The organism is Pseudomonas sp. SWRI51, assembly GCF_014268825.1.
In the GTDB taxonomy this organism is placed as follows: Bacteria; Pseudomonadota; Gammaproteobacteria; order Pseudomonadales; family Pseudomonadaceae; genus Aquipseudomonas; species Aquipseudomonas farsensis.
The window spans coordinates 123,897-150,614 of record NZ_JABWRG010000002.1 but is presented as its reverse complement, the minus strand read 5'-3'; the positions used below and the strand labels follow the sequence as shown (position 1 = coordinate 150,614).

The 26,718-nt window shown below is 60.6% G+C and carries 21 protein-coding genes; 10 read left to right on the top strand and 11 right to left on the bottom strand.

The window, feature by feature from the left end:
- Positions 1-28: 28 nt before the first annotated feature.
- From HU720_RS01470 to HU720_RS01445, 6 genes are all read left to right on the top strand, one after another.
- Positions 29-469: a hypothetical protein gene (locus HU720_RS01470; protein ID WP_186516696.1), complete on the top strand. Its 441-nt coding sequence runs from the start codon at positions 29-31 to the stop codon at positions 467-469.
- Positions 470-625: 156 nt separating this feature from the next.
- Complete coding sequence (locus HU720_RS01465) at positions 626-2,830, top strand: OsmC domain/YcaO domain-containing protein (protein WP_186516721.1); 2,205 nt, start codon at positions 626-628, stop codon at positions 2,828-2,830.
- A gap of 447 nt (positions 2,831-3,277) precedes the next feature.
- Positions 3,278-3,943, top strand: a complete 666-nt coding sequence (locus HU720_RS01460) for a hypothetical protein (RefSeq protein WP_225917352.1) — start codon at positions 3,278-3,280, stop codon at positions 3,941-3,943.
- A gap of 155 nt (positions 3,944-4,098) precedes the next feature.
- Positions 4,099-4,827: a hypothetical protein gene (locus HU720_RS01455; RefSeq protein ID WP_186516691.1), complete on the top strand. Its 729-nt coding sequence runs from the start codon at positions 4,099-4,101 to the stop codon at positions 4,825-4,827.
- Positions 4,828-4,904: 77 nt separating this feature from the next.
- On the top strand, positions 4,905-5,684 hold the full coding sequence (locus HU720_RS01450) for a hypothetical protein (protein WP_186516689.1): 780 nt from the start codon (positions 4,905-4,907) through the stop codon (positions 5,682-5,684).
- Between the two features lie 139 nt (positions 5,685-5,823).
- Complete coding sequence (locus HU720_RS01445) at positions 5,824-6,060, top strand: hypothetical protein (protein WP_186516687.1); 237 nt, start codon at positions 5,824-5,826, stop codon at positions 6,058-6,060.
- A 59-nt stretch (positions 6,061-6,119) separates the two neighbouring features.
- Here HU720_RS01445 and HU720_RS01440 read toward each other — a convergent pair whose 3' ends face one another.
- The 3 genes from HU720_RS01440 to HU720_RS01430 form a co-directional block, all read right to left on the bottom strand.
- The gene (locus HU720_RS01440) at positions 6,120-6,632 is read right to left on the bottom strand and encodes an isochorismatase family protein (protein ID WP_186516685.1); all 513 of its coding nucleotides are present in this window, start codon (positions 6,630-6,632) and stop codon (positions 6,120-6,122) included.
- Between the two features lie 460 nt (positions 6,633-7,092).
- Positions 7,093-8,379: a Zn-dependent hydrolase gene (locus HU720_RS01435; RefSeq protein ID WP_186516684.1), complete on the bottom strand. Its 1,287-nt coding sequence runs from the start codon at positions 8,377-8,379 to the stop codon at positions 7,093-7,095.
- A 63-nt stretch (positions 8,380-8,442) separates the two neighbouring features.
- Positions 8,443-9,933 (bottom strand): NCS1 family nucleobase:cation symporter-1, encoded by a 1,491-nt coding sequence (locus tag HU720_RS01430; protein ID WP_186516683.1) that lies wholly within the window; start codon positions 9,931-9,933, stop codon positions 8,443-8,445.
- 604 nt (positions 9,934-10,537) lie between these two features.
- Here HU720_RS01430 and hydA point away from each other — a divergent pair.
- The 4 genes from hydA (at position 10,538) to HU720_RS01410 (ending at position 15,861) form a co-directional block, all read left to right on the top strand.
- Positions 10,538-11,977: a dihydropyrimidinase gene (hydA, locus tag HU720_RS01425; RefSeq protein ID WP_186516682.1), complete on the top strand. Its 1,440-nt coding sequence runs from the start codon at positions 10,538-10,540 to the stop codon at positions 11,975-11,977.
- Between the two features lie 116 nt (positions 11,978-12,093).
- Complete coding sequence (locus HU720_RS01420) at positions 12,094-13,461, top strand: FAD-dependent oxidoreductase (protein ID WP_186516681.1); 1,368 nt, start codon at positions 12,094-12,096, stop codon at positions 13,459-13,461.
- Positions 13,462-14,736, top strand: coding sequence for an NAD-dependent dihydropyrimidine dehydrogenase subunit PreA (preA, locus tag HU720_RS01415; protein WP_186516680.1), 1,275 nt, complete (start codon positions 13,462-13,464; stop codon positions 14,734-14,736).
- A gap of 594 nt (positions 14,737-15,330) precedes the next feature.
- Positions 15,331-15,861 (top strand): glyoxalase superfamily protein, encoded by a 531-nt coding sequence (locus HU720_RS01410; RefSeq protein WP_186516678.1) that lies wholly within the window; start codon positions 15,331-15,333, stop codon positions 15,859-15,861.
- 53 nt (positions 15,862-15,914) lie between these two features.
- On the opposite strand, the gene HU720_RS01405 is transcribed toward HU720_RS01410, so the two are convergent.
- The 8 genes from HU720_RS01405 to tssK all read right to left on the bottom strand — a co-directional run bounded on the left by HU720_RS01405 (position 15,915) and on the right by tssK (position 26,680).
- Complete coding sequence (locus HU720_RS01405; protein WP_238337591.1) at positions 15,915-16,862, bottom strand: DUF6708 domain-containing protein; 948 nt, start codon at positions 16,860-16,862, stop codon at positions 15,915-15,917.
- A 30-nt stretch (positions 16,863-16,892) separates the two neighbouring features.
- On the bottom strand, positions 16,893-17,552 hold the full coding sequence (locus HU720_RS01400; protein WP_346656544.1) for a DUF6708 domain-containing protein: 660 nt from the start codon (positions 17,550-17,552) through the stop codon (positions 16,893-16,895).
- A 245-nt stretch (positions 17,553-17,797) separates the two neighbouring features.
- Complete coding sequence (locus HU720_RS01395; RefSeq protein WP_186516677.1) at positions 17,798-20,782, bottom strand: T6SS effector BTH_I2691 family protein; 2,985 nt, start codon at positions 20,780-20,782, stop codon at positions 17,798-17,800.
- Positions 20,775-21,698, bottom strand: coding sequence for a DUF4123 domain-containing protein (locus HU720_RS01390; protein WP_238337590.1), 924 nt, complete (start codon positions 21,696-21,698; stop codon positions 20,775-20,777). Before HU720_RS01390 ends, HU720_RS01395 begins: the two co-directional genes overlap by 8 nt.
- The gene (gene tssI / locus HU720_RS01385; protein WP_186516674.1) at positions 21,695-23,836 is read right to left on the bottom strand and encodes a type VI secretion system tip protein TssI/VgrG; all 2,142 of its coding nucleotides are present in this window, start codon (positions 23,834-23,836) and stop codon (positions 21,695-21,697) included. Before tssI ends, HU720_RS01390 begins: the two co-directional genes overlap by 4 nt.
- Positions 23,837-23,911: 75 nt before the next feature.
- Positions 23,912-24,430, bottom strand: coding sequence for a type VI secretion system tube protein TssD (gene tssD / locus HU720_RS01380; protein ID WP_186516672.1), 519 nt, complete (start codon positions 24,428-24,430; stop codon positions 23,912-23,914).
- 104 nt (positions 24,431-24,534) lie between these two features.
- Positions 24,535-25,341, bottom strand: a complete 807-nt coding sequence (gene icmH, locus HU720_RS01375; protein ID WP_186516670.1) for a type IVB secretion system protein IcmH/DotU — start codon at positions 25,339-25,341, stop codon at positions 24,535-24,537.
- Position 25,342: 1 nt separating this feature from the next.
- Entirely contained in the window at positions 25,343-26,680 is a 1,338-nt protein-coding gene (gene tssK / locus HU720_RS01370; RefSeq protein ID WP_186516668.1) for a type VI secretion system baseplate subunit TssK, read from the bottom strand.
- Positions 26,681-26,718: the final 38 nt, after the last annotated feature.

Below are 26,718 nucleotides of genomic sequence, written 5' to 3'. Positions count from 1 at the left end.
ACACGTCCAATTTACGGAGATCACGGGCATGGCAGGTATCAGCGGTATCAGCATCAGCAACCCGGCCGCCACCCAACCGCTCACCACAGCGGCTGCGGATGACAGCAGCGAAGGCAAGCAGACCTCGTTGCAGATTGACGGCACCGCGCTGGCGCTGGGGTCTTCGGTGACCGAGGCGCAAAAGAAGGCTGCGGCCAGCGAGCCGCAAAGCGACGAGCCTGCGCACATCAAGCAACTGCGCGAGATGATCAAAGAGTTGCAGAAACAGATGGCCGAAGAGCAGAAGCAACTGGCAGCGCTTATGGCGCAGAAGGTCGATGACAGTATCAAGCTGCCGCAGGTCATGGCCAAGCAGGCCAGCATCGCCACCTTGAGCGGCCAGATCCAGGCGGCCACAGCGCAGTTGCTGGAGGCCCTGGTCAAGCTCGGTAGCGCCAGCTCGGGCAGTATGGTCGACACCCAGGCCTGAACCCGCCAGGCGGCGCCAATGACCGGGTTCAGCAACTGGCCCGGTCAGGCCCGCCCGTCCGTGAGTATCAGCGCTGCAAACACCCAGCAACACTTCCCGGCAAAAATCCCGGATAATGCGCGGCATTTTCCGCCCCGCTTTCTGGTACCCCTTCGCATGGAAATCAAGGTCAATTTTCTCGACAACCTTCGTCTTGAAGCCAAGTTCGACGACTTCACGGTAATCGCCGACCAACCCATCCGCTACAAGGGCGATGGCTCGGCGCCTGGGCCGTTCGATTACTTCCTTGCCTCCTCGGCGCTGTGCGCGGCGTACTTCGTCAAGCTGTACTGCCAGACCCGCGATATCCCGACCGAGAATATTCGCCTGTCGCAGAACAACATCGTCGACCCGGAAAACCGCTACAACCAGATTTTCAAGATCCAGGTCGAGCTCCCCGAGGACATCAGCGACAAGGACCGCCAGGGCATCCTGCGCTCCATCGACCGCTGCACGGTGAAGAAGGTGGTGCAGACCGGCCCCGAGTTCATCATCGAGCAGGTCGACAACCTCGACGCCGATGCCCAGGCGCTGCTGATGCCGGTGTCCGACACGCGCACCTGCATCCCCGGCAAGGACCTGCCGCTGGAGCAGACCATCGCCAACATGTCGGCGATCCTGGCCGGCCTCGGGATGAAGATCGAGATCGCCTCGTGGCGCAATATCGTGCCCAACGTGTGGTCGCTGCATGTGCGCGACGCACAGTCGCCGATGTGCTTCACCAACGGCAAGGGCGCGACCAAAGAGGCCGCGCTGGCCTCGGCGCTGGGCGAGTTCATCGAGCGGCTGAACTGCAACTTCTTCTACAACGACCAGTTCTGGGGTGAGGACATCGCCAATGCGGCGTTCGTGCATTACCCCAACGAGCAGTGGTTCAAGCCCGGCCCGAAAGACGCGCTGCCGGCGGAAATTCTCGATGCCTACTGCCTGGAAATCTTCAACCCCGACGGCGAGCTGCGCGGTTCGCACCTGTACGACACCAACTCCGGCAACAAGGAGCGCGGCATCTGCTCGCTGCCGTTCGTACGCCAGTCGGACGGTGAGACGGTGTACTTCCCGTCCAACCTGATCGAAAACCTCTACCTGAGCAACGGCATGAGTGCCGGCAACACCCTGGCCGAGGCGCAAGTGCAGTGCCTGTCGGAGATCTTCGAGCGGGCGGTGAAGCGCGAAATCCTCGAAGGCGAGCTGTGCCTGCCGGATGTGCCGCAGGAGGTACTGGCCAAATACCCTGGCATCGTTGCCGGTATTCAGGGGCTGGAGGAGCAGGGCTTCCCGGTGCTGGTCAAGGATGCGTCGCTGGGCGGGGAATTCCCGGTCATGTGCGTGACCTTGATGAACCCGCGCACCGGTGGCGTATTCGCCTCGTTCGGCGCCCACCCAAGCCTTGAAGTGGCGCTTGAGCGCAGCCTCACCGAACTGCTGCAAGGGCGCAGCTTCGAAGGCCTCAACGACTTGCCACAGCCGACCTTCGAAAGCCACGCGCTGACCGAGCCGAACAACTTCGTCGAACACTTCATCGACTCCAGCGGTGTGGTGTCGTGGCGCTTCTTCAGCGCCAAGGCAGACTTCGAGTTCGTCGAGTGGGACTTCAGCGCCAGCGGCGAAAACGCCAATGCGCAGGAGGCCGCCACGCTGTTCGGCATCCTCGAGGAGCAGGGCAAGGAGGTGTACATGGCCGTCTACGACGACCTGGGCGCCACTGCGTGCCGCATTCTGGTGCCGGGCTATTCGGAAATCTACCCGGTCGAGGACCTGATCTGGGACAACACCAACCGCGCGCTGGGTTTCCGCAGTGACATTCTCAACCTGCACAAGCTCGACAACCGCTCGCTGAAGCTGTTGCTAAAGCGCCTGGACAACGCCGAGGTGGACGATTACACCACCATCACCACGCTGATTGGCGTCGAGTTCGACGACAACACGGTGTGGGGGCAACTGACCATTCTTGAGCTGAAGCTGCTCACGCACCTGGCCTTGCAGCGCTTTGACGATGCCAAGGAGCTGGTGGAGATGTTCCTGCAATTCAACGACAACACCGTCGAACGCGGCCTGTTCTACCAGGCGCTGAACGTGGTGCTGGAGGTGGTGCTGGACGACGATCTGGAAATGGCCGACTACGAAGCCAACCTGCGCCGCATGTTTGGTGATGTGCGCATGGACGCGGCGTTGGGTTCGGTCGATGGCAGCGTACGCTTCTATGGCCTGACCCCGACCAGCACCAAGCTTGAGGGCCTGGACCGCCACCTGCGCCTTGTGGAGAGCTACAAGAAACTGCACGCAGCGCGGGCCAGGGCTGCCGGTTTGCACAGCTCGCGCTGAGCTTGGCAAGCTCCCATAGGCCGCAGCCCGCTGCGACAGTGATGGATGGCGCAAAATCGCCATCATCTCTGTGTGGCGAGCGGGCTTGCCCCGCGTTGGGCTGCTAAGCAGCCCTGATGGCCTCCCGGTGGCTACCGTAACGTTACTGCCCGGTGCCCCACCCCAGCGATAAACTGTGCCCAGGCGCCAAGACTGCAACTGCGCACGCAGGTGGGTGCGGTTGCTTGCCGTTGCTGGGATGCCGTATGGCAACAACGCAGATACACGGATGTAGCGAATTCAGTCACACGGCATGCGCACCATTTTCCATGTAAGGACGCAGAGGAAATTCATGCCATGGCTGATGCACATCTAACGTGTATTGGACGCGATCGCGTTGCCGTTGAAGACATCCGTGCGGCCAGGGACGCGCTCTTGGCCAGTGATACGTTTCACAAGTCTCCGCGAATGAGCCGGTTGTTGGCGTATCTGGTCGAACGGGCCATTACCGATTGCGCCCGGGACACCAGCGAATACGCCATCGGCATCGGCGTTTTCGACCGCGATCCGCTGCACTACAGCCCCGGCGAAGACCCTGTCGTCAGGGTGCAGGTCGGGCGCCTGCGGACGAAACTGAAAAACCACTATGCAGCCCCTGAATGCCTGGCATGCATTGAAATCGTGGTGCCTCTGGGCTGCTACATGCCGGTTTTCCAGCGCAGGCGCGCCCCCGCGCTCAATCGGCCTGATGCGGGTGCATTCGCTGTCAGCCCGTTCAAATGCGTGTCCGCGGATGCCCATGGTGAGTATTTCGCCCTCGGGCTGCACGAGGAACTGACCCACCTGCTGTACAAGAATCTCGGCCGGCGAATCATCATCGAACACGGTAGCGAGCGGGCGTTGGAGGACAAGTCTTGCCACCGCCTTGAGGGCAGTGTGCATGTCGATGCCGAGCGGGTTCGGACCTGTGTGCGGGTGATCGAGGTGCAGTCCGGTTGCCTGGCCTGGTCAGAGCAGTTCGACGGCGCCGCGCACCTGGCGCTTACCCACCAGCAGGCCATGGCGTTGTCGATCTGCGACGCCTTGCAAGCGTTTCTCAACGCGCCCACCCACAGTGCGCAGGCGTTACGGTAACGCTACTTATCCCGCTGCATGACGCTTGTTAGGTTTGCTCTCGAGCCCACCGGTCTGGCCAGGGAAGGATGTAGGCCAGGCGGTGGTTCGATCGTCAGCCAGGAGCAATCAAGGGCTGGCAAACCTCAATGTGTTAAGGATCGACAGGTGACGCCATGACTACATTCGCGATGAATTTCGACTTCAATTCGGCCCCGGAAATGGAGGTGCTGGAGCAGTTGCAGAAGCAGGGTTACTACTTGCTTGGCTTCAAAGGGGCAGAGGGGCCCAACCAGCTCACTGCCGGTGTACCCACCTGGTTCTCGGTGCCCTTTGGCGATATCTTCGGCAAGGTCGCTATCGAATACACCCCCAAGTACAAGCTGTACGTGACCACTCAGCGTGATATCGCGGCCAATACCACCATCGAAATGGAGAAGACTTCCGGCGAACTGTCGCTCGGCAATGCCCAGACGTTCAATCCCAGCGGCGGCTTCGTTTCGGGTGGCGTGACGGGCGTACCGGCTGACAGCCTGGGGTTGTTCAACAACCGCCCGGCCGGCACTCCGCCACTGACCGTGGGGCTTGCAGGGTTGGTGGCGACTCCTCAGGGTGACAAGTACCTGCCGTTCTGTGCATTCACCCTGAACCCGCAAGGGTCCATTGTGATGAAACCACTGGATAACATTTTGCTCGTGGCCGCGCAGAGGTCCCTGAAGTCCGGCAATGTGCAGGCAAGCGTATCGGCGCCAGGCTGCACCTTCGCTTTCTCTGCCAGCGCCATCAAGTATGAGCTGCAGGTTCTGCCAAGCACCTATGCCATCAGCAACCGGCCTGGCGCTGCGTCGGTGAACCCGGTCAGTTCTGGGTCGACCATCGGCACCATCATCAACTCGCCGCGCTGATCGGCCTGTTGTGTTGCAACGACACCCGTATACGCCTGGGGCGCATACGGGTGTCTTTCTTTCGGGCAGAGGTGTGCATGTCTGTTTACCGGCTGCGGATTGCCTTGCTTGCCTGGTTTCTGCTGAGCCCGGCAGGCATGGCGGCGCCCCTGCAACTGACCTTGTCTGTCAACGATGAGGCCAGGCAGTTTCTCATCGATACAGGGCAGCAGATCATCGTGGTGCTGCCGGAACCGTCGTCGCCAACCGAGGCGATGGTGGTGGCGGTGGCACTGGAGTTGCCACTGGTGGACAGCGCCGAGCTGATATTGGAACTCGATCGCGAGCTGTACGTTTCCAACCAGTGGGTTTTGCCCCTTGGGGAGGTGGTCATGAGCGCCTCCCATAGCGCACAAACTGGCCGTGCCTACCGTTTCGATGGCCGAAGCATCAGTGAGGACGGGGCCGGCTTGCCTGGTTACCTGAGCCTGTACTTCGACGCGCCGCCCAATGCGCGGCCCGTGCAGGCTGGCCTTGCCGGTTTTGTCTACTGGAAAGCGGCGGGCCGGGCCGAGCACCCCTCGCCATTGCGCTACTTCACTGCCCAGCGGATGCAGACCCAGATCGTGGCCAGCACCGAGCCGCTGCTATGGGTGTTCGTGGGCAGCGGAATCGGTAATGGCAGCACGCTGCCACGGGTTCTGCTGAGGCCGGCCGCCCCCGTATTGACCAGCGCCCCGCGCGTGGCGGCAAGGCCGACAAGCCTGCAATTCGGCCGTTATGCCGCGGTGAAGCCGAGTGCCGGTAACACGACCATCCTGCATTTCGACCTGGCCCTTGGGGCGTTCGTTGAAGGCCCGTATCCCCAGACCCCCTGAGGGTTACGGTAACGCTACTTCACCGGGTTGCGGCAACTCGATAGCGTGAGGATGTGGGCCAGGGATGCGCGGGCGGAGTCAGCGCCAGACGGAGCTCCGGAGACCCACAGCTACCTAACTTGACTGGAAGGAAACCAACATGACGACTGAAATTTATGACTCGAGTGTGCCCGCTGTCATCGCCACAGGGCTAACTGGCCGCAAAAACAATGGGGTCTGGGAAGTGGATAACTGTGTGGCCGTGCCCCCACATGCCGGCGTTCAACCGAATGGGTGGTACATGCTGCGGATGCAGGATGGTTACTTGTCCATATCGGTGATATGCACCGGTGTGGGCATTCCCGGTGCCGTCCCGGCAACGTTCGTAGAACGCTGACCTGAGTGAAGGCTGGCTTGGTATGCCCGGTGGCAGGCCTACCAAGCCAGCTTATTTGGTTAGGCCTGGCGGGATTCGATTGAGGATGATTGATTCGCGTGAAGACCAGCTACCACCTCAGCTGCGGTAGTGACCTGGCCGAAATGGTGCTTCCACAGGTCGATGCCGATCTGGCCGGAGCGGTCCAGCGACGAGCCCATGGTCAGGTCGGTCACCAGCGTGGGGCACAGCCCTGCATCGAACAGGGCAAAACCTGCGGCGAGCACGCAGGTTTCGGTTTGCAGCCCGCACACCAGCACGCGCTCCACCCCCAACCCCTTCAGGTAGGCAATCGCTTCCGGGCTTTGCCCGTAGCCGTGTTTGACGAACACCTGGTCGGCTTCCACCAGCGCGATATCGTCGCTTGCCGGGTGCCAGCCAAGCTGGCGCTGGAACGGCGTGACCTGCTCGTCATGCAGCTCGATGGAGGCGATGGCGGGAATGTTGGCCGACAGTGCGCGGATGCCATCAACCAGTTTTTCCGAAGGGCTGAAGGTGGATTGCACGTCGACAATGAGCAGGGCTTGGCGCATGGAGAGGGCGGGTCCGGGTTGAAGAGGCCGCCGAGTATACCGTTGTCTGCGAGATCGAGCGCCGCTGCGCAGCGCATCGCAGGCTATCGCCAGCTCCCACAAATACTGCGCCAGCCCGAGATAGAGATATCTGACTGACATCCTGTGGGAGATTCTACGGTTTTGTACAAGCCCGCTCGTCACAATTGCCTATCATTTCCCACAGGACTGGGTCCAACCAGCAATGTTGCGGTTGAGCACGGTCTCTGTGGGAGATTCTATGGTTTCGGGCAAGTTGCTTTTGATTGTGTAGGAGCGGCCTTGTGTCGCGAAAGGGCTGCAAAGCAGCCCCAGCGATTCTGGTGGTTGCTCAGATCCTGGGGCTGCTTTGCAGCCCTTTCGCGACACAAGGCCGCTCCTACACTGACCGCGTAGACGGCATCGATATGGGGATGGGCGAGCGCTGTGTCTCAACAACGCCTCAAGCAGCCAACCGGCCGCTGGCAATGGCCTCCGAAGCCGCCAGCATCGCCCGCAGCAGCACCGCACAGCCTGCCGCCAGGTCCTGCGGTGTGGCGTTCTCGATTTCGTTGTGGCTGATACCCCCTTCACACGGCACGAAAATCATCCCCGCCGGCCCTAGCTCGGCCAGGAATATTGCGTCATGCCCTGCACCACTGACGATGTCCATGTGCCCCAGGCCCAGCGCGCTCGCCGACTCGCGCACCGCATCGACACACCCTCGGTCAAAGTACAGCGCCGGAAAATCAGCAGTGGGTACCAACTCGTAGCTCAACCCATGCTTGGCTGCAGTCGCCTCGATGACGGCTTGTACTTCGCTGATCATCGCTTGCAAGTGCTCGCTCTCGAGGTGGCGAAAATCGAGCGTCATGCGCACCTCGCCGGGGATCACGTTGCGCGAGCCTGGGTAGGCCTGCAGGCAGCCGACCGTACCGCAGGCATGCGGCTGGTGGGCGAGGGCGGTGCAGTTGACTGCCTCCACCACGGCGGCAGCGCCAACCAGGGCGTCCTTGCGCAGGTGCATCGGGGTGGGGCCGGCGTGGGCCTCGACGCCGCGCAGGGTCAGGTCGAACCATTTCTGGCCGAGGGCGCCGAGCACCACGCCGATGGTTTTTGCCTGGTCTTCAAGAATCGGGCCCTGCTCGATATGCGCCTCGAAATACGCACCCACCGGGTGGCCCAGCACGGCGCGTTCGCCGGCATAGCCAATGGCGTTGAGCGCCTCGCCAACGCTCACGCCCTGGGCGTCGCGCTTGGCCAGGGTTTCTTCGAGGGTGAATTTACCGGCGAACACCCCCGAGCCCATCATGCAGGGCGCAAAACGTGACCCTTCTTCGTTGGTCCACACCACCACCTCCAGCGGTGCCTCGGTTTCCACGCCGAGGTCGTTGAGCGTGCGCAGTACTTCAAGCCCAGCCATTACCCCGAAGCAGCCGTCGAACTTGCCGCCGGTGGGTTGGGTGTCGATATGGCTGCCGGTCATCACCGGGGCCAGCTTGGGGTTGCGCCCCGGGCGGCGGGCAAAAATGTTGCCCACCGCATCGATGCTGACGCTGCAGCCGGCCTCAGTGCACCATGTCACGAAGAGGTCGCGGGCCTGGCGGTCGAGGTCGGTGAGTGCCAGCCGGCACACCCCGCCCTTGGGCGTGGCGCCCAGTTGCGCCAGGTCCATCAGCGATTGCCATAGCCGAGCGCTGTTGACGTGGTGTTCGGTGGACTGCAAGACGTGCTTGGCGGGAGTGCTCATGGGTGTCTCTCCTCAGGCTGTTTTTATCTGCAAAAGCAAATGCGCGTTAGGGTCGGCTGTTGATCAGGGCAGCGGCTTGGCCACTGGCACCGGCCCGCGCACTGCGAGGCGACCGAGGGCGTAGTACAACCCGCCACCGAGCAAGGAACCGGTGAACCAGCCGTAGTCGTAGAACCAGCTGAAACGGGCGTTGCCGATAGCCAGCACGGTCAGTGCCACCGGCACGGCAAAGGCGATAAACCCTGCGCGGTTCCAGGCTGGGTACACGTCGTCACGGTACAGCCCGGCCAGGTCCAGGCGCTGGCGGCGAATCAGGAAGTAGTCCACCACCATGATCCCGGCGATGGGCCCAAGCAGGCTCGAATAGCCCAGCAGCCAGTTGGAGTACACGCTCTCAAGGCTCAGGTCGGAGACGATCCAGCCGAGTTTCTTGAGCAGCTCATGGCCCATCAGCGCCAGGCCGATGAAACCGGTCAACCACACCGCACGGGTGCGGCCGATCAGACGTGGGGCGATGTTCTGGAAGTCGTTGGTCGGCGAGACGATGTTGGCCGCGGTGTTGGTCGAAAGCGTGGCGATGACGATCAGCGCCATGGCCAGCGCCACCCAGCCTGGGCTCTGAATGCGGCCAATCAGGCTGACCGGGTCGGACACCGTTTCGCCCACCAGCGACGCCGAGGCGGCGGTCATGATGACCCCAAGTGCCGCGAACAAAAACATGGTCAGCGGCAAACCGAAAATCTGCCCCAGAATCTGGTCTTTCTGGCTTTTTGCGTAGCGGCTGAAGTCGGGGATGTTCAGCGAAAGCGTCGCCCAGAAGCCCACCATGGCGGTAAGCCCCGCGCAGAAGTAACTGACCACGCTGGCGCCTTCCGGGCGCTTGGGCGGCTGGGCCAGCAGTTCAGTCATCGACATGTGCGGCAATGCCCACACCAGCAGGCCAAAGCCCACCGCCACCAGCAGCGGTGCCGATAGCGTTTCGAGCCACTTGATCGACTCGGCGCCGCGCAGCACCACCCACAGGTTCAAGGCCCAGAACAGCATGAAACCGATCACCTCGCCAGTGCCGCCCAAGGCCTTCCATTCCGGCGATATCGAGCCCAGGAACAGGTGAATGGCCAGCCCGCCGAACATCGTCTGGATACCGAACCAGCCGCACGCCACCACGGCGCGAATCAGGCACGGTACGTTGGAGCCGATGATGCCGAACGAAGAGCGCAGCAGCACCGGGAAGGGGATGCCGTACTTGGTGCCCGGGAAGGCGTTGAGGGTCAGCGGGATCAGTACGATCAGGTTGGCCAGCAGGATAGCCAGCAACGCCTCGCCCACGCTCAGCCCGAAGTAGGCCGTGAGCACGCCGCCCAGGGTGTAGGTGGGCACGCAGATGGACATGCCTACCCACAGCGCGGTGATGTGCCACTTGTTCCAAGTGCGCTGGTGCACCTTGGTGGGGGCGATATCGTGGTTGTACCGAGGGCTGTCGAGGACGTCGCCGGCGGCGTCGAGCTCGAACAGGCCGTGCTGCTCGATCACTTTCGATCTGCTCTGTTGCATGGGGCTCTCCAGGTTTTTCTTATCGTTGTCGCTCATCGGGCTGTTGCGATGGCCGGAGTACACGCACCACAAATACTGCACCTCCAGTCCGGCCATGGCGGTTGGCCTGCGCCTTCAACAAACGTGCCGGGTTGGCAATGGCCTTCCCGGCGCACTGCCGCCGACCGGAGGTAACTCACTGACTTGCAATCAAATTCAGCATCGCTGGCAAACGCACCGGATCACGGGCCGGGTGCTTGCTGGCCGAATGGGCCGCCACGCTGTGGTTCAAAGCGGTGCGGCCGGTAAAACCTCAGGCGTGATCTGCGCCTTGCCGAAGGTTTTCAAACAGCTGAATTTGCGTAGAAAATCTTGCTCATTTTGGCTTCCTGTCAAGTGCGTCAAAATGGTGAGGGCCTGCTTCGTTTTGGTGATTTGTATAAATATTCCTTGTTTATCAGTTAGTTATCTAAATTGTAATTTGCTTATATTTTTTCTTGATCAATATCCGATCAGCAACTAGCCTCGAATCTTGTCAGGCCTGACAGGATTGCTTCGAGCCCCCAGGCACTGGCAGAAAATTCCAAGAACCGGCCAAGACCGGTCAGCCTGCGAGGAAGACGGCATGTCCCTGTTGATCCGTGGTGCCACCGTGGTCACCCACGAAGAAAGCTACCCCGCCGATGTTCTGTGTGCCGACGGGCTGATCCGTGCCATTGGTGCAAACCTCGACGCCCCTATCGGCTGCGAAGTGCTCGACGGCAGCGGCCAGTACCTGATGCCCGGCGGCATCGACCCGCACACCCACATGCAGTTGCCGTTCATGGGCACGGTGGCCAGCGAGGACTTTTTCAGCGGCACCGCTGCAGGCCTTGCCGGCGGCACTACCTCGATCATCGACTTCGTCATCCCCAACCCCCAGCAGTCGCTGCTCGAAGCCTTCCACACCTGGCGTGGCTGGGCGCAGAAAAGCGCCAGTGACTACGGATTCCACGTTGCCATCACCTGGTGGAGCGAGCAGGTCGCCGAAGAAATGGGCGAACTGGTGGCCAACCACGGGGTGAACAGCTTCAAGCACTTCATGGCCTACAAGAATGCCATCATGGCCGCCGACGACACCCTGGTGGCGAGCTTCGAGCGCTGCCTGCAACTGGGTGCGGTACCAACGGTGCATGCCGAGAACGGCGAGCTGGTCTACCACCTGCAGAAAAAACTGATCGCCCAAGGCATGACCGGCCCCGAAGCCCACCCGCTGTCGCGCCCGCCGCAGGTTGAAGGCGAGGCCGCCAGCCGCGCCATCCGTATTGCCGAAACCCTCGGTACGCCGCTGTACCTGGTGCATATTTCCAGCCGCGAGGCGCTGGATGAAATCGCCTATGCCCGGGCCAAGGGCCAGCCGGTATACGGCGAGGTGCTGCCAGGCCATCTGCTGCTCGATGACAGCGTGTACCGCGACCCCGACTGGGCCACTGCCGCCGGCTACGTGATGAGCCCACCGTTCCGCCCGCGCGAGCACCAGGAGGCGCTGTGGCGCGGCCTGCAATCGGGCAACCTGCACACCACCGCCACCGACCATTGCTGCTTCTGCGCTGAGCAAAAAGCCATGGGCCGCGATGACTTCAGCCGCATCCCCAATGGCACCGCAGGTATCGAGGACCGCATGGCGGTGCTGTGGGACGCAGGGGTGAACACCGGGCGGCTGTCGATGCACGAGTTCGTTGCACTGACCTCCACCAACACGGCGAAGATTTTCAACCTGTTCCCGCGCAAGGGCGCCATCCGCGTGGGCGCCGATGCCGACCTGGTGCTGTGGGACCCGCAGGGCACACGCACCATCAGTGCAAGCACCCACCACCAAAAGGTCGACTTCAACATTTTCGAAGGCCGCACGGTGCGCGGGGTGCCCAGCCACACCATCAGCCAGGGCAACCTGCTTTGGGCCGATGGCGATTTGCGTGCCACGCCGGGCGCTGGGCGTTACGTGCAGCGCCCAGCGTACCCCTCGGTGTACGAGGTGCTGGAGCGGCGCGCCGAGCAGCAGCGCGCCGTGCCGGTCAAGCGCTGACCAGGCACTGCGCCACCCCATAACAATAGAGCTACCCCTGTTGACTGCCATCCCCCAACAACGGACGGGCGGGTAACCGCCGCCTGTACCCATAAAAAAGAGAGAGGCTAACAACCGTGATCGACGCCCTGAACCATTTGCCGCGCCCCCGGGCCGGCGCCGACCAGCTCGCCGAGGCCTTCAGCGACCTCGCGCCACCGCTTACCGCCCGCCAGGCCGCCGTCGAGAGCGCCCGCTGCCTGTACTGCTTCGACGCCCCATGCGTCAACGCATGCCCCAGCGAGATCGATATCCCGTCGTTCATCCACCGCATCAGCGATGACAACCTGCAAGGCGCTGCCGAACGCATCCTTTCGGCCAACATTCTGGGTGGCAGCTGCGCCCGGGTGTGCCCCACCGAGATTCTCTGCCAGCAAGCCTGCGTGCGTAACAACGCCCAGGAGTGCGCGCCGGTGCTGATCGGCCAGTTGCAGCGCTACGCCATCGACAACGCAGGCTTTAGCCAACACCCATTCCAGCGCTCCCCGGCCACCGGCAAGCGCGTTGCCGTGGTGGGTGCTGGCCCTGCCGGGTTGTCCTGTGCGCACCGGCTGGCCATGCACGGCCACGAGGTGGTGGTGTTCGAGGCGCAGGAGAAGCCAGGCGGCCTGAATGAATACGGCATCGCCCGCTACAAGCTGGTGGACGACTACGCCCAGCGTGAAGTGGAGTTTCTGCTGGGCATTGGCGGCATCGAAATACGCTACGCGCAGCGCCTGGGCGCCAACCTCACCCTGACCGAGCTGCATCAGCAGTACGACGCCGTGTTCCTTGGTCTGGGCCTGAACGCCGTGCGCCAACTGGGCCTGCCCGACGAAGATGCCCCGGGCTTGCTGGCGGCCACCGACTATATCCGTGAGTTGCGCCAGGCCGACGACCTCAGCCGCCTGCCGCTGGCCGACCGTTGCCTGGTGCTGGGCGCCGGCAATACCGCCATCGACATGGCCGTACAGATGAGCCGCCTTGGCGCCCGTGATGTGAATGTGGTGTACCGCCGTGGCATTGCCGAAATGGGCGCCACCGCCCACGAGCAGGATATCGCCAAGCATGACCAGGTGCGGCTGCACACCTGGGCGCGTCCAGACGCCGTGCTGCTGGATGACCAGGGCCGCGTGTGCGGTATGCGCTTTGCCCGCACGCAGCCGGTGGCGGGGGGGCTACAAGACACCGGGGAAACCTTCGAGCTGGCGGCCGACGCGATCTTCAAAGCCATCGGCCAACGCTTCGACGAGGCCAGCCTCAGCGACCCGCTGGCGGCGCAACTGGGCCGCGATGGCGAGCGCCTGCGCGTTGATGCGCAGTTGCGCACCAACCTTGCGGGTGTCTATGCCGGCGGCGACTGTACAGCGCTCGGGCAGGACCTCACCGTGCAGGCGGTGCAGCACGGCAAGCTGGCCGCCGAGGCCATTCATGCCCAACTCATGCTCAACGTGGAGGCTGCATAAATGGCCGATCTGTCCATCGTGTTCGCCGGCATCAAGGCCCCGAACCCATTCTGGCTGGCCTCCGCGCCACCGACCGACAAGGCGTACAACGTGGTTCGCGCATTCGAAGCGGGCTGGGGCGGGGTGGTATGGAAAACCCTGGGCGAGGACCCGGCGGCGGTCAACGTGTCGTCGCGCTATTCGGCGCATTACGGCGCCAACCGCGTGGTGCAGGGCATCAACAACATCGAGCTGATCACCGACCGCTCGCTGGAGATCAACCTGCGCGAAATCACCCAAGTGAAAAAGGACTGGCCCGACCGCGCGCTGATCGTGTCGCTGATGGTGCCGTGCGTGGAAGAATCGTGGAAGTTCATCCTGCCGCTTGTGGAAGCCACCGGCGCTGACGGCATCGAGCTCAATTTCGGCTGCCCCCACGGCATGCCCGAGCGCGGCATGGGCGCCGCCGTTGGCCAGGTGCCGGAATACGTGGAGCAGGTCACCCGCTGGTGCAAGACCTATTGCTCGCTGCCGGTGATCGTCAAGCTGACGCCCAACATCACCGACATCCGCCAGTCAGCCCGCGCCGCCCATCGCGGCGGTGCCGATGCGGTGTCGCTGATCAACACCATCAATTCGATCACCAGCGTCGACCTGGACCGCATGGTGGCCCACCCCATCGTCGGCGACCAGAGCACCCATGGCGGCTACTGCGGGTCGGCGGTCAAGCCGATTGCCTTGAACATGGTGGCTGAAATCGCCCGCGACCCGCAAACCCGGGGCTTGCCGATTTGCGGCATCGGCGGCATCGGCAACTGGCGCGACGCCGCCGAATTCATCGCCCTGGGCAGCGGCGCCGTGCAGGTGTGCACCGCGGCGATGCTGCATGGGTTCCGCATCGTCGAAGACATGAAAGACGGCCTGTCACGCTGGATGGACCAGCACGGCCACAGCAGCCTCGAAGCGTTCCGCGGCCTGGCCGTGGGGCACACCACTGACTGGAAATACCTGGACATCAACTACAAATCGATCGCCCACATCGACCAGGACGCCTGCATTGGCTGCGGCCGTTGCCACATCGCCTGCGAAGACACCTCGCACCAGGCCATCGCCAGCACCGTCAAACCCGACGGCACACACCTCTACAGCGTGATCGAAGAAGAGTGCGTGGGTTGCAACCTGTGCCAGATCACCTGCCCGGTAGAAAACTGCATCGACATGCAAGCCCAGGACACCGGCAAGCCTTACCTGAACTGGACCCAGGACCCAAGAAACCCCTATAGAGAGGCGAGTTGACAAGCCGAAGAGGAATCTACGGCTCTACGCATGCAGGGATTTCAGCGTGGCCTGTGGGCGATTCCAGGGGGGGGGCGTACAAGCCTGTGCCGGCCTCATCGCAGGCTATCGCCAGCTCCCACAGTGGCCCCGCACAGCCACATTATCGAGGTCTGGCCCGGAGCCCTGTGAGAGATTCTATGGTTCTGTACAACCCTGTCCTGGCCTAATCGCAGGCTGTCGCGAAGCCAGGTCAGGCCTCGATAGTGTGGCTGTGCGCAGTCTCTGTGGGAGCTGGCGCCAGCCTGCGATGAGGCCGGTACAGGCTTGCGCAAAACCATAGAATCTCCCTTGGTTTACAACCCGCAAACGAGTACGTTGCCCGATCACCCAATCCCTCAGCGAATTTCCAACGCCCTCCCAGATCAGAATGCCTGCCGCGCTTTGCCAAGCCCAAGCGATTGCCCTAGTATCGCGCCATGGCCAGATGCTGCCAGCCGCTCGCGCCCCCAGGGTTCGGTGAAAGCATCGCCTCATCCCCGTCACTACACACCTCTATAGGCTGTCGAAGACTGGCAACGCGAGCACCTGCAGGCTTCGACCAATGGAGGCAACATGACGTCCATCGCCCAGGCCAAGCACATGGCCAAGCGCTTGCGTGCACACTACGCAACCCACAACCTCACCATCAGCCATAGCGCGGCACTGGAACAGGTGGCCGATCAGCTCGGCTACAAAGACTGGAACACCGCCGCCGCCGCGCTTGATGACACGCCCGTCGCAACCGCCGTGAGCTTCGAGCGCTGTATCGCCATTCTGCGCATTTTCGATGAAGCCAAGGCGCGCGAGTTCTACTGTGATTTCCTGGGTTTCAGCGTCGAGTTCGAGCACCGGTTTGCGCCGGACCTGCCGCTGTACCTGGGCATCGAGCGGGCCGGGTTGAAGGTGCATCTGTCCGAGCACCACGGCGACGCCAGCCCCGGCACCACGCTGTTTGTCCCGACCCTCAATATCCACGCGCTGCGCGATGAACTGCAGGCCAAGCGCTATGGCTATGGCCGCCCGGAGCTGGTGGAGCAGGGGTGGGGGCAGGTGCTTGAAGTGCATGATCCGTTTGGGAACCGGATACGGTTTTGTGAGGGGTGAGTCGCGGTGGGCTGTATGCCTGGCTACCGCGTCTGGACTAAGGTTTTGCATGACTAGACGCGCTGCTTATCGGCCTTCTTTCGACGAGGGCCGCGGCGCGTTAGGGCTGCCTTGATATCAATCTCGTTGTTGCCCTCCGGCCCCGTCTCGAATGCTTCAGGCGGTGCCGGGGCGGCTTTTATATTGAACATCCGGCAGATTGCGTACCAGAAGACCGCGACCGATAGGTTGTAGGGAAATAGCACTGCCCAAAACGGTAGTTGCCAGCACTTCTTGCCTTGCATCTCACCCCGTTCACCAGTACGCCACGGTGCATAATGGCGCCACGCTCGGGCTGGGGTCAGGCAAACGGCGTCGAGTGGAACGTACCACCAGTTGGGCTCCCTGGCAGGGGGGAGCTGGTCAGGGCCGTGCGCCATGAATTGACGAATGTATTCCCAGACTTCAGCTACGTGAATGATGGAAGACTTGGTGGGCTGATTGCTCTCGATCCAGATGCAGTCATTTTTGGGGAGACTGCCATCTGCTCGGGGCATGGCAAGTGCGAGTGCGTAGTTATAGAAGGCGGACCCATTCATCCTCGCGGGGATGCCGAGAATACCTCCTGCTGTTAGGTTCCAGTCAAGTGTCCTTAGCTTGCGCCCACGTTGAAAATATATTTTCTGTGTGTCTCGGTTGAAATAGAGGCTGGATACATTTTTTATTACCCAAATACGAATTGCTAGGAATGGCGTGAAAGTAAGTGGCGCGAGGAGCATTCCGATGAATAGGAGTGTGTCTAGGGCATCATCGTCCCAGGCTATGTTGGAAAACACGGTTGGGTAGAAAAATATCATAAGTAATAATAACCATGCGCAGAAAAATTTTGCGTCGAGCACAGAGTCACGTATCCATGGGTTTCGTAGAATCAGCATGGATTTGGAAAGATGTTCCAGTTGTCCGTGAATTGCTGGTACATGTGGCGAACGCACCAATGGGGCAAAGATCCAGGTCACTGACATGATCAAAGGTCCAATCAAAAGCATTGTGGATTAAGAGTTTTTACTAAGGACATCGCTACCGTTAGCTGTACCGATTGCCTCGAACGCTTCCGGAGGCGCTGGCGCTGCCCTTACGTTGAACACCCGGCATATCGCGTACCAGAACACCGCGACCGAGAGGTTGTAAGGAAACAGCACGGCCCAAAACGGTAGTTGCCAGAGTTTCTTGCCTTGCATCTCACCCGGTTCACCGGTACGCCACGGTGCGTAATGGCGCCACGCTTGGGCTGGGGTCAGGCAAATGGCGTCGAGTGGAACGTACCACCAGTTGGGCTCCCTGGCAGGTGGGAGCTGGTCAGGGCCGTGCGCCATGAATTGGCGAACGTATTCCCAGACTTCAGCGACGTGAATGATGGAAGACTCGGTGGGCTCGTTGCTGTCGATCCAGATGCAGTCATTTTTGTGAAGACTACCGTCTGCTCGGGGCATGGCAAGTGCGAGTCCATAGCTAATGGCGGTGGAGCCATTTACCCTCTCGGTTATGCTGAGAATACCTCCTGTTGTTAGGCTCCAGTCGAATATCTTTAGCTCGCGGCCACGTTGAAAATATATCTTCTGGGTATGCCGGTTGAAATAGAAGCTTGATGTATTCTTGATTGACCAGATGCGGTGCGCCAGGAAGGGGATGAAAATAAAGGGGGCGTGCAGCATGCTGACGTATAAAAAGATGGCAAGAGTGCTATCGTTCCATACCCCATCCGAAAGTAGGGGTGGGTAGAGGCATATAAGTATCAAAAGTGTGCATGCACAGTAGATTTTCCCCGTGAATACAGAGTCTGGTGTCCATGGGTTTCGAAGGACTAGAACTTTGCTAGATAAGTGTTCTAGTTGGCCGTGAATTGCTGGTGCATATGGCGAATGCACCATTGGGGTAAAAAACCACATCACCGACACTGTCAAGGCTCCAGTAGAAAAGTTGAGTTTATTTGAGTGTGCACGTCCCAGGCTTGGTTTAGGCTGTATGTGACGTGTAGCTGGGTTTCATCCTGAAGTCGTGTTTCTTTCTTTATGTGTATGATTAAACCGGCTGCTACAGTCCAGCATGATGGTTCAATCAAGAGGTTCGTTTTGTTTCCGACATCGTCAGCGCGTGTTAGGGTCGCGGACCAAATGCTGATGCCGATTAAAAAGTTGGGGAGTAGCACTGAGAATTGTACCGTTGCTTTGCCCGCTGAGAGTCTGCTTGCCGCTGTGGTGCCCCGTGCTAGAAAACCTTGCATTCCTTGCCGGTGAGCTCCTGTGTCGATTCCAGCGACACCCAACTTGAGTGCATCTTCAGCCGATAATAGTCGTGGCCTATAAGTCTCTTCATGCCAAGCGCGGACTTCATCATGTAATGTCCTGAATGCTGGTATTTTCTTTGCCTCGTCAAGGGTTATTTCGTCTCTAATCTCGCCATCATTCATACGATTGCCAAAGATGCAGCGAGCAGCCCAAAGCTCGATCGGAGTGAATTGGCGCTCATATGCTTTAGCGTAAAAAAATAGACCTCCTGCGATAAGTAACGTCCCTGTTAGAATCAAACCTGCAGTTACCCACCCTGCAAAGGGTACTGCTGAAGTGGAGATGGCTAGCCCGAGTCCTGTCCTCAGAATTACAAACGCACCAATATTCATGGTCATTGTTGCAGCAAAGGTGTATGTTGCCGATATGTCATCACCGTTCTGTTGCTGGCGTCGCGCTTTCATTGAATCTGATAGGAAACCAAGTGCTATTGCGGAGTAGCCGGATGCCTTGATAAAGAGTTTCGATGTTAGGAATTTTATAATCCCATTTCCAAAAGCCACCCCCGGCGCTGTCGGCCTCAGTTTCAACATTGCAGCTGTATACAGGGACCGAGTGCCGACTAATGCTGCAGCCGCCGCCCCAATCACCCCAAATATGGAAGCCGCAAACCCCAGCGTATATTCCGGCGCATCACTCTTCTGTAGATTGTGATAAGCCACTTTCAACGAAATTATGTTGAACCATAATATCGCTATATTGGCGCCGGTACCGACGCCAGTACGTAGCATCCCAAGTGCAGTCGGCGCGGCGTGCAATCGAGTAGTCAACTCCAGAGCTATCGTCCGCGTGCCTTTGATGCTCAGCTCTCTGGTTTCAACAACACTCGCCATCCCTCGATCAAGGAAGCCTCTGACCTCCCGGCTGAACGGATCACTGCGAATGCTCTGGTTAGTCACGCTGTAACGAGCGGCCAATAACCCCAGCGCTTTTTGCGCATTGGCTTCACTTGCAGCCATCAGCACCTGCTGTTTCAGACCGTGACTCGCATTCCAACGTGTTTTCCCACGCAGCCGTTTGAGCACCACGGTAAGCACTGTCTGCGCAGTGAGATCGGTGATCCCGACAATGGGCGGGAACCGTGGGGTGATCTGTTCAATCACCTCATCCCCCGCACCCAGCAAGCTACCGACCGCATCCGCCTTGTCCTTGAACGGGTTGAATGGGGCCAGGGCGGTGTACAGCGGACTGTCGTGCTGGTCGAGCCAGCGTTCCAGGCGATTGAAGCGCAGGTCATCCGCCTCGGTGCCGGGGGTGGGCTGGCTCATTGGCTGAATCAGCAGTGCGAGGGATATCTCCAGGCCGCGCGCGGAGGTAATGTCGTCGCGGTCGTAGCTGGCCAGCGCTGCCGCGAGGCTGTACGGGTCATCGATCTGCGCAGGCTCCGCGCTGGCCAGCCAGATGTCGTGGTCGTCGCTGGCCTGCGAGGCACGTTCGCGCAAGGCGACGATGCGCTTTTCGAGCGCCTCGCGCTCAGTGAGAAATTGCAGGTACTTGTCGGTGTCCAGGCGCTGCCCGAGGCGGGCACCGTTGGGCGAGTAGTCTTTATGAGTGAACGCGCGAAACCTGGCTTGCGCCGCGCTGGGCGCAGGGCCGCGATGTTCAAGCCGATAGCCCACTGCCTCCGGCGGGGGACCGTTGGCTGGCCACATGCTCTCCAACGTTCTGTCGAGCAAAATGGCCGTCAGGTTGCGGTGATGGAAGTCGCGGCTTTTGTGGCTCATGCGCTCGGTGTCCAGCCGGTAGCACAGGGGCGTCTGCTCTTGTTCGGCATCCGGGGCCGATGCCTGCGGTTGCAACTGCTCGCTCGGGATCAGGTCGTTCAACTGATGCTGGTAAGCCGCGACCGACAGGCTCAGGTCCAGCGCCAAGCCTTCGGCATCGGCCAGCGCGACTACCACCGGGACTTTGGGTTGGGCGCCCGGGTAGTCCCTGGCCATGGCGATCAGCCTGCCGGTTGGCAGCGTTTCACTGAACGGGTGGCTGCTCCAGTCGAGGAACATGCGCCGGCCTTGGGGTTTGTAGTCTTCGACCCAGTCTTGCAGCGCGCTGACCGGCAGCACATGGGGTTGGCTTGAGGGCAATTGATTGCCAGCCAGCAACTCGGTCATATCCAGCTGGCGCATATGCCGTTTGCGCTCATTGGCAGAACCGGTAATACGCGCCGTCACCGCATTGGTCCAAAGGTGCGGGCTGTAGCCGATCCACACCTCCTTGGCGCTGGCCTGGCAGACGTCTGCCCACACCCAGCCCATGCTCTGGCCGGACAGATAGCGGTCGCGCTGGTTGTAGCGGTCCAGGCCTTGGTAGCGCAGTTCTTTGTACAGCCCTTGGCCGTCGTATTCATGGATGACCAGCTTCTGGCCCGAGTCGCCCTTCATGAACACGTAGATGTAGCCGGGGCGGATCGCCCTTAGCGTGTAGGACGAATGCTGTAACGGGCTGAACCCTTGTTCCAGGTTGAAGCCCGAACTTGCGTAGCGGCATGCAGGCATGACGCCCGTGCGCGGCACGATGGCGTAGCGCACCGGCAACACAGGTACCCGCACGCTACAGGTGGGGGCAGCGATGGCGCTGCCGGGATAGGTATCAGTCATGCAGTGATTCCTTGCGGCGCAGCAGCATCTGCAGTTCGTACAGGCGAGCCTGGGGTGGCTCTTGAAGATTGGTGTAGATATCGACGGCGCGGTCGTCGCTCAGCAGCCACATGTGACGGGCTACCAGGCGGATGAACTGGCCGATGACTTCCTCACTGCGGAAGTTGAGCGCTTGCAGTTGCACGTGCAGGGTTTCGATCCATGTGCGCAGGTCGGCCAGGTTGTGGGTGTGGTGGTGTGGCATGGCCAAAACCTCATGGGCCAGGCTCAGCACGAAATGCTCGTGCAGGCCTTTGTTCAAACTGTCCAGTTCGCTGGGGCCAAGCGCCAAGGGTGCATCTGCGTACGAGCGTGATTCGCTCGGGCTTTGTCGCAGGGTCTTCCACGCGTACGCCGGCCCCCAATTGGCCCGCCACGCAAGGTGGCTTACCGGCCCAAGCCAGGTTGCGCGCTGGTCGTCGTCCAGCGCCTGCAGCCAGGCGGCAAGGTGGTCTGGCTTGATGTGATAAGTCGCGCTGCTTTGGTCGGGCAGGGTGATGGGCATCAGGCTGGTGAAATGCTCCGCAAGTGCTGCCAGGCTCACATTGGCGTCCAGCGCGACAGCGGCGCCGATTGGCATCCAAGTGTCGATTGCGTAGGCCAGCAGCTCCGGTGCTTGGGCAACGTCTACCAGCAGCGGGCCGAATTGGTATTGGTCGTCCAGTGTGCTGCGCTTCCATAGCCAGGCATGCCGGGTGTTGCGGCTTATTGGGTTGATCAGCTCCAGTACGGATGGGGCATAAGCTGGCACCGGCTCGCCTTCCTGGGGGATGGGGCGCAAGGCCCAGTGCTCAATTTCGATGGTCATCAGCAATAGAAAGCGGCACTGCTGGGCGAACCCGTGCTCAAGGCCCGGCTGGTAGGTTGCTGCACTCATTGGCTGGGCCCTGCCATGCAGCGGCAATCTGCGAGGGCGCAACTGCCGTCGGGCTGCCGACCGCACTGGCGTTGCAGGGGTTTTGCGGCGCCTGGGGCGCTGGGCATGGGCAGTGGGTTGCTGCCGGCTGCGGCCGTGACCAGCAACTCGCCGTTGATACGGACCAACAGCCCCTCCAGGGTGATGCCGGTCTCATCGATCCGGATCGAGCCGCCTGGGCCTTGGATCGTCACCGTGTGCGCCGCGCGAAGCTCATAGCGTTGTGTGCGCCTGCCAATGAGCGCGCCGGCTTCGAGTTCCGCTCGGCCCTGAACCTGCTGCTCCAGGTTCGCGCCGATGCTGATGTGGTAATCTGCGGCGATGGTTTCCTGCCGGTTATTGCCAGTAACGAGCACATGGTCGTTGGCGATGTTGAGGGTGCGGTTTCGGCCAACCTCAAGGCGTGCGTCCTGGCCTACAGACACGTGCACATCGTTACCCACTTTGTCTGAGCGGTTACGGCCAATATTGCGCGCTTCATCCTGGCCGATTTGCTCGTTGCGATTTCGGCCAATGCTGGAGGTCTGGTCGTGCCTGACTTGCGTGTTGTGGTCTTTCTGGGCATGGACGAATACTTCTTCGCGCCCCAGCTCATCTTCGAAACGCAATTCATTGAAGCCCTCGCCCTTGTGGGTCTGGCTCTTGATGGTCATGCGGGTCTTGTGTTCAGGCAAGTCATAGGGTGGTAGCTGGTTGGCGCAGTAGGTGCGGCCCGTGATCACCGGCTGGTCGGGGTCGGCATTGAGAAACTGCACGATCACTTCCTGGCCGATCCTTGGGATTGCCATCGAGCCCCAGCTGCCACCGGCCCAACCCTGCGAAACGCGTACCCAGCAAGAACTGAACGCATCGTCGCGGCTTTCCCGGTCCCACGGGAAGCTCACCTTTACCCGGCCCCATTCATCGCAGTAGATCTCTTCGCCCGGTGGCCCGACCACAGTCGCCATCTGCGGGCCGTCGATATGCGGCTTGGGCAGCGGGGCAGGGCGCCATTCGGCCATGCCGGGCACCAATATTGCGCTTTGCTGATAATGCGAGCCGCGCTCGGCGCCAGCGGCTTCTTCGGCCAGGCATGCGTATTGGCTGCCCTCGTGGGTGACGCTGATCGCCCGCCAGTGCGTATTCAGGCTCTGGCGAGGATGCCCGGTCAGATTGAAACCAAGCCCTGGCTGCACGCGCACATCGTCGCCTTCAACGCAGGCTGTGCGCGCGTCGTGCTGCAGGGCTGCGGCGCGGGTGTTGACGAAGGCTTTGCCAACCACGTCGCGGTTGTAGCGGCCGGGGTAGTCGAAACGCTCATATTCGTTTCGGTGCCATTGGCTCAGGTGTGGCACGCCGACATGCTCTTGACGGTAAGCCGGCCTGAGGAAGGTATAGTCGCGTTGCACTTGGCGTGTGCTGCGCACTTGCTCGCTGTAGTTCAGGCGCCGAAGGCAGGGCACATTTGACGGGCCATCGGGTATAGCGAGATAGAGCACGTCGTACGCCGTGTTTTGCTCCCGCTCCGCGTCAGTTTCTTCGGCTTTAATCGTACCCATCGATAAAAGGCGGTCGGTAATCAGCAGCTTGTGGTGGCTAGGGGTGTGCTCGAAGCTGTAGACGAAGCCCTCTTCGGCTGCGAGGCGGGTGATGAAAGCCAGATCGGTTTCGCCGGCTTGTACGCAAAACTCGCGGGGCTGATGAGCAACGCTTGTGGTGAGTTCGAATTGGGTCATGCCTTGGCGCATGAGCATCAATTCAAGAATTTGCGGGACGCTTTTGTGCTGGAAAATACGCCAGTTGGAACGCAGGCTGGCCCGGGCCAGTTGCGGTTCGACCCGCGCGTGGTAATAGGTACGGGCCAAGCCACTTTCAGCTTGGCTGAAGCAGCTGACCAAACCGTGCACATAACGCGTAGGCCGGTCGTTGTGGAGAATGGTAAAGAGTACGGGCTGGTCGAGCAGGTCGCTAAAGCCAATATCGTCTTCGTGACTGGCTAATTGAACTTGCAACTCGAAGACCTGGCTCAGCCCTTCATTGAGGCTGAATGCAATGACGTCAAACTGGGCGCCGTCCCGTAACGCGCTGAAGGTATAACGCAGGTGAGAATGTTCAGGCATGTGCAGCCTTTGTTAAACGTTGAATTCATGCTGCGCGGGCAGCCGCACTGCCCGGAGCAATGAAGGGGCCGCGGATCAATCTTTTTTAGGCTTATTCCATGCGTGCGTTCCTTCCGTGGACGCAATGACATGGCGTTCATTGATTTTGTGGTAGGAGAACCAAAGCTCCATCTCTTGAGTTGCCGGTGTGGGGTCGTTATTTTGTACGTAAGGCTGAACCGTTTTCATTCTGACGAGGTAGGCGCCGGTCAGTGTCGTTTCGTAATAAAGTTGCTTGCCCTGGTCGGAGGTAAAGCGGTAGTGCTCGATAGAGACTTGCTCAAAGCGTGTCAGTTTGGATATTTCTTCCAGCAATAAAGGCTTGCAGCGATTTACCGCACAGATGATCTTGTAGGGGTTGAACAGGCATGCCCCGACGGGTTCGCCGCTCTGGGGGTTAGTATTGGTCAAGATTTCATGTTCGATTCTGAATATTCGGATCTTGTCCTTGTGCTCTTCTTGATACGCATTGCCCATGGAGGCTTCATCACTCGCGTTCTCGGTGAGGTTTTTTCCATCGGATGTAATAATCGTCATGTAGGCAGGTACATTCATCTGTGTGGCTCCATTTTGATGTGGTTTTCTCTGGCAATAGTGTCTGCTCATTGCCAGCGTAGAGGGCGGCGGTCAAGCGGCCTGCAATGCTCATTGTTGAAGTGTTAGATGTGCAATAAGTTTTCTAGTGACTGCAAAACTTCGGCGGTAATGAGTTGCAGGCGGTAGCTGTAAATGCTGTACGCCACTCCCATTACCCCCACACTTAGGGTCAGCGGGCTCCACCACGGCCACTTTCGCGCCATGCGAAAGTTGCGTTTAGCAACATGGGCCAGCGGTGTGCAAACTTCTAGCGGCACCGGCCCGCGCAACTCACGAATCACGCTGTACACTTTCCTGATTAACGCATTCAGCGCTTCATCCCCCCTCGGCGCGATGGCGTACTTGCCTTTAAGGCCAAGGCACAGGCACAGGTGCATGAGCTCAAGGACGTCCTGATAACGCTCGGGCTCGTGCATCAAGCGCGATAGCACGGTAAAAAACTTTTCTCCTCCCCAGGTTTCATGGTGAAAGATGCTCAGTAGTGGCTCATGGCTCCAGCGGCAGTTTCTGCCCCACGGCCTGTCCATGACCGCTTCATCGATGAACAGGCACAGCGCATACGAATAGGCCAACAACAGGGCGGGTTCATAGCTGTGCTGGCGCATTTCTTCGAGCACGGTGTCGATCTGGTTGCGCACCTGCCTGTGCACCTCGTCGATGTGGGGCAATTCATCCAGTGTGCGCAGGCGTATCACCAGGCCGAACAGCGGCATGGCGGCGTCGACCAGCGGGTTGGCATAGCCGCCGCGAAGCTGGAACTCCGGGTCCGCGGGGTACTGCTCGTGCTCCTCGCATTGGGTTTTGATGGGTGTTTGCGGGCGCGTGCGCAGCCCCGTCAGTTGCCCTGCGTCAGGGCGGCCATGATCCATGTCATTGCCCCCTGACAGCCCAGAACTGCAGTTCCAGCCCCGGGAATTCGCCTGCTATGTGCAAGCCGAAGCCGTTGGCGTCTTGCATGGCCTGCCACCCAGGGCTGCGTCGGTCCAGTTCGAAATAGCTGAAGCCTGCATGAAAAGGCAGCTCCCGAGGCGCTACTGGCATGGGCACCAGCCTTATGCCAGGCAGTTGTAGCGGTACCAGTTCGTTCAACGCCTCCAGCGAGGTGACCTTGGCCTTCTGGATGAGCTGCTGCTGCAAGGCCTGGGCAGGCAGGTTGCTGCGCACGGCCAGTATGAAGTCGGCGTCTTCGAGCAGGCGTCGGTCTTCCAGCAACGCGGTCATCACGCCGAAATCCAGGTGGCTGAGCGGGATGGAAACCGCCCGAGGCTGCAACACGGTGCTCAAGGCGCGACGCAGAGTGACCTGCAACGGCCTGAAGGACGCATGTGGCGCGATGTGATGGTAGGCGGGGTAATCGTCCGGCAGCCGGCTTGGCTCGGTGAAGGTGACCAACTCGCCGCATGCCTGGCTCATGCTCAGGTAAAGCTGTTCGGGGTGGGTATGTGCCTGGCGAGCCATGTGCTGAAACCCGGGCCACCAGCGGTTTAACGCTTGCAGCAGGTTGAAGTCGCGGATGTCTGCGATCCCCGACTGGCCGGCCGAGCCCAGGCGTGCTGCAAGGTTCTGTGCTCGTTCGCGCAAGGTGTGGGTGATTTCTTCAACAAACCTTTGCAGCGCGGGTACGGCGCGCACGGATACGCTGGTGGGGAAGAACGTCTCGTCCAGTTGCAGGCTGCCGTCGGGGCGGATTTGCTGGACCCGTGCCAGTGACAAGCAGGTGTAGGCGCCGGTGTTGTCGGCCTTGCGTTTGAGCTGCAGGTTAGGGGCTGCGACGTCTATGTGAACCACGTCACCGTCGGTGCTGTGGGTGTCCTTGGTTTCATGCGTCTGGGCCAAGTAGCGAAAATTGGCTGCATTGTCTGGCCAGCTCACCTCGCGCCCACCTGCGCTGCGCAAGGGCAGGCACAGGTAGACGTCGTTGTCGCCTGCGCCTGTGTTGTCGATCTGCAGCGGGGGTGGCGCGGGTAGATCCGCCGGAATGTCGAACACCGTGCCGTCCGGCATGATGCCCCGCGCTTTGGTGATGGCGATTTTGCCAAGGCTCAGGTATTCGTCGTTCAGTTGCAGTTCGCTGAAGCCGTAGAAGCTTGCATGCAGGCTTTCTATGCGCTGATGGATCGCCGCCTCGCTGGCTCGCGCTGCTTGCTGGAAATGTTGCGGCTTGACGAACAGCCCTTCGGGCCACAGAACCGGGTTGCGTGAACTCATGGGCGTTTTACCTTGGGTGCGAAAGCGTAAAAATGCAG

Bases quoted from the DNA above. Each gene is read 5' to 3' on its own strand.
- HU720_RS01440 (WP_186516685.1), bottom strand. From the start codon at position 6,632: ATGCGCCAAGCCCTGCTCATTGTCGACGTGCAATCCACCTTCAGCCCT.
- HU720_RS01410 (WP_186516678.1), top strand. From the start codon at position 15,331: ATGACGTCCATCGCCCAGGCCAAGCACATGGCCAAGCGCTTGCGTGCA.
- hydA (WP_186516682.1), top strand. From the start codon at position 10,538: ATGTCCCTGTTGATCCGTGGTGCCACCGTGGTCACCCACGAAGAAAGC.
- preA (WP_186516680.1), top strand. From the start codon at position 13,462: ATGGCCGATCTGTCCATCGTGTTCGCCGGCATCAAGGCCCCGAACCCA.
- HU720_RS01435 (WP_186516684.1), bottom strand. From the start codon at position 8,379: ATGAGCACTCCCGCCAAGCACGTCTTGCAGTCCACCGAACACCACGTC.
- tssD (WP_186516672.1), bottom strand. From the start codon at position 24,430: ATGAATGTACCTGCCTACATGACGATTATTACATCCGATGGAAAAAAC.
- HU720_RS01430 (WP_186516683.1), bottom strand. From the start codon at position 9,933: ATGCAACAGAGCAGATCGAAAGTGATCGAGCAGCACGGCCTGTTCGAG.
- HU720_RS01470 (WP_186516696.1), top strand. From the start codon at position 29: ATGGCAGGTATCAGCGGTATCAGCATCAGCAACCCGGCCGCCACCCAA.
- HU720_RS01405 (WP_238337591.1), bottom strand. From the start codon at position 16,862: ATGTCAGTGACCTGGATCTTTGCCCCATTGGTGCGTTCGCCACATGTA.
- HU720_RS01445 (WP_186516687.1), top strand. From the start codon at position 5,824: ATGACGACTGAAATTTATGACTCGAGTGTGCCCGCTGTCATCGCCACA.
- HU720_RS01455 (WP_186516691.1), top strand. From the start codon at position 4,099: ATGACTACATTCGCGATGAATTTCGACTTCAATTCGGCCCCGGAAATG.
- icmH (WP_186516670.1), bottom strand. From the start codon at position 25,341: ATGGATCATGGCCGCCCTGACGCAGGGCAACTGACGGGGCTGCGCACG.
- HU720_RS01390 (WP_238337590.1), bottom strand. From the start codon at position 21,698: ATGAGTGCAGCAACCTACCAGCCGGGCCTTGAGCACGGGTTCGCCCAG.
- HU720_RS01460 (WP_225917352.1), top strand. From the start codon at position 3,278: ATGAGCCGGTTGTTGGCGTATCTGGTCGAACGGGCCATTACCGATTGC.
- tssI (WP_186516674.1), bottom strand. From the start codon at position 23,836: ATGCCTGAACATTCTCACCTGCGTTATACCTTCAGCGCGTTACGGGAC.
- HU720_RS01450 (WP_186516689.1), top strand. From the start codon at position 4,905: ATGTCTGTTTACCGGCTGCGGATTGCCTTGCTTGCCTGGTTTCTGCTG.
- HU720_RS01400 (WP_346656544.1), bottom strand. From the start codon at position 17,552: ATGCTGCACGCCCCCTTTATTTTCATCCCCTTCCTGGCGCACCGCATC.
- HU720_RS01465 (WP_186516721.1), top strand. From the start codon at position 626: ATGGAAATCAAGGTCAATTTTCTCGACAACCTTCGTCTTGAAGCCAAG.
- HU720_RS01395 (WP_186516677.1), bottom strand. From the start codon at position 20,782: ATGACTGATACCTATCCCGGCAGCGCCATCGCTGCCCCCACCTGTAGC.
- tssK (WP_186516668.1), bottom strand. From the start codon at position 26,680: ATGAGTTCACGCAACCCGGTTCTGTGGCCCGAAGGGCTGTTCGTCAAG.